This is a genomic window from Streptomyces malaysiensis subsp. samsunensis (genome assembly GCF_024519315.1).
Classification (GTDB): domain Bacteria; phylum Actinomycetota; class Actinomycetes; order Streptomycetales; family Streptomycetaceae; genus Streptomyces; species Streptomyces malaysiensis.
Window position 1 is genome coordinate 1 of the sequence record NZ_JANIIC010000194.1, and the last position, 2,004, is coordinate 2,004.

Sequence of the window (2,004 nt, forward strand, 5' to 3'; positions counted from 1 at the left end):
CGTTCGCGGTTGAGAAGGCGTTGTGTGGCGTTCTTGGCTGCGTTGGCGCCGCGGCGTGCGGCGCCGGTGCCGCCGGTGGCCAGGGCGAGGAGGAGGTCGGGGGTGAGTTGGCCGGCGGCGCGGGCGGGGTTGCGCTGCCATTCGTCCCAGTTGGTGACGGCCTTGGCGAATTCTTTGGGGTGTTCGGCGGCGTAGGCGACGCCGTCTACGGTGCTTGCCAGCCGCAGGCCGGCACCATCGGGCCCGTCGTGGACGAGGTCGTCGAAATCGTCGTACCAGCTGCCCAAGGTGTCGGCGGTACCGCCGGCGTAGTCCCCGAGGGTCTGTTTGAACTTGTCCCAGCCTTTGGGGGCCGGGGGTTTGTCCGGGGCCTCCTTGGCGGCTTTGTCGAGTTTGCGTTTGGCCGCGTCGATGACGAGTTGGAGCTCGCTCTCCAGCGTGTCCAGCCGGCTGTAGCAGCCTTCCAGTGCTGCCAGGCCCGGGTCGTCCTCCGGTGGACGTTCCGGCAGCGGATCGTCCTTCCGGTCGATGGCGGCGTTGTAGTCCGTGACCTTGTTCCAGTAGCGCTTGGAGGCGGCCCGGGCGTCGTCCGCGTCCTCGATGATCGGCTTGACGCGGTTGTGGACCGAGCGCAGCTTTTCGGCGTAGTCGTCCAGGGCGTTCGCGGCCGCTTTGAAGTAGGTCTGGGCGGATTCCAGTTCCCTGGGGAGCTTCCGGGTCGCGTCCTGGAAACCCTCGGCGCCGGCCCCGGTCCAGTCCATCAGGGAAAGGACGTCGAGCTTGTCCTGCCCGTCCTTGAACGCACCGGCGTACGCGCGCAGCTTGACTGCCAGGTCCTCGATATCCGACGGGCTGCCGTAGATAACCTCTGATGGCTTCGCGTTCGGCGGTATCCGCTCGGTCGCGCCGCCCTCTGTGGCATCGCGCTGGGTCATGCGATCGTTCCCTTCGACCCGCCGTCGACTTCCCATCCGCCGTCGTAGCGCTTGCGCGGGTTGGTGGGCACGTCCTGGGTGCCGCCGGAACCGCTGTCGTCGAGCCACGGTTCTTGATAGATCTCGGGCGGCGGATCGAATTTCGGCCGGGACCCCGCCTGCCACGCCTTCAGGCCCGCTTCGCCGAACGGCAGCTTGGCCATGTTGTCCGCGGTCGGCGTGAAATCCTTGATGCGCAGCAGATCGGCCAGGATGTAGGCGGCGATGACCTGCCGGAGTGTCTCGACCACGGTGCTGGTGTGCTCGGCCACCCGCCCCATGCCGAAACCCCAGGACGAGAGCATCTTCTCGGCCGAGTCATAGATGTCGAAGTCGGCCGAGTTCTGGATGGCCTCGGCCAGAGTCTTCCAGTCGCCCTTGATCTTGCGGGCGGCGACGACGGACTCCTCCAGCGGCTGCAGCACCTTACGCACCGACGCGATCTCGATCCTGTAGCCATCACCCGGTTTCGGGCCACCGGAACTCGATGCTTCCCCGTTATGTTCCGTCATCGTGCTCTCCCTGCCCGTCGGTGGGCTGAAGTGCCGCGGTATCCAGCACGAATGCCCGTGGGCCCAGTGGGTCCACCAACGCGCGCACACCCTCGGGCAGCAGCTCCGCCACATCCGCCACGGTCGTCGACGCCCACCCGCACGGCCCGGCGAACAACGCGAGCCGTTCCACGGAGGTGAAAACCGGCACCACCGGCCCGTGTTCCGTCTCCGGGACCAGGAAGCCCGGCTCATCCGGCCGCTGAAAATACAGCCGCGCCGAACGCAGCGCCGCCAGCTGCTCCGAACGAGGCCTCGACGCGGCCATTTCGTCACGGATCAGACCACGTAACGACAACTCTTCCCTCCCCGGCCCACTCGGGTCGTCACTGAATGAACACCCGCCGCGAATCCTCGCACACACGTCCCGCACTCCCTGTGAGTCCACGCCTGCGGGGACGCACGGGGTTGCCACTTGACGACTGCAGCGTATGACTGTGTATGGAGCTTGACGGCGCGACAGGTCTGCGAGGGTCTTA

3 protein-coding genes are annotated in these 2,004 nt (G+C 66.9%); all 3 read right to left on the minus strand.

The genetic code is table 11. The features are described from left to right. On the minus strand, positions 1-935 hold a 935-nt coding region (locus NQU54_RS48400; protein WP_372506437.1), incomplete at its 3' end, for a putative T7SS-secreted protein. Continuing rightward, complete coding sequence (locus NQU54_RS48405; RefSeq protein WP_257636630.1) at positions 932-1,486, minus strand: hypothetical protein; 555 nt, start codon at positions 1,484-1,486, stop codon at positions 932-934. The genes NQU54_RS48400 and NQU54_RS48405, both read right to left, overlap by 4 nt. Further along, complete coding sequence (locus NQU54_RS48410) at positions 1,473-1,793, minus strand: SseB family protein (RefSeq protein WP_257636631.1); 321 nt, start codon at positions 1,791-1,793, stop codon at positions 1,473-1,475. The genes NQU54_RS48405 and NQU54_RS48410 overlap by 14 nt, the downstream gene beginning before the upstream one ends. Positions 1,794-2,004: the final 211 nt, after the last annotated feature.